General features: G+C 47.7%; 1 tRNA gene. It reads left to right on the top strand.

Features of this window, described 5'->3' with window-relative positions:
* The first annotated feature begins 112 nt into the window (after positions 1-112).
* Positions 113-188: transfer RNA gene (locus ACSZPU_RS26390), tRNA-Glu, on the top strand.
* The last annotated feature ends 185 nt before the right edge of the window (positions 189-373 follow it).

Raw genomic sequence — 373 nt, 5'->3', positions numbered from 1 at the left:
GGGAACCTGCGGTTGGATCACCTCCTTACCTTAAAGAACCTGCCTTTGTAGTGCTCACACAGATTGTCTGATGAAAAGTAAATAGCAAGGCGTCTTACGATTGAGACTTTGTGTCCCCTTCGTCTAGAGGCCCAGGACACCGCCCTTTCACGGCGGTAACAGGGGTTCGAATCCCCTAGGGGACGCCAGCGTTCAACTGATGAGGTTAAACCTCCAGGGGACGCCACTTGCTGGTTTGTGAGTGAAAGTCGCGACCTCAGTATCTCAAAACAGACTCCTGAGTCTTGTTTGAGATATTTGCTCTTTAAAAATCTGGATCAAGCTGAAAATTGAAACGACACATCGTGTCTGTTCTCCGTAATAAAGAACAGAA

The sequence above is a fragment of the Phytobacter sp. V69 genome, from assembly GCF_965644215.1.
GTDB lineage: Bacteria > Pseudomonadota > Gammaproteobacteria > Enterobacterales > Enterobacteriaceae > Phytobacter.
This window is presented reverse-complemented; position numbering and strand designations above follow the sequence as displayed.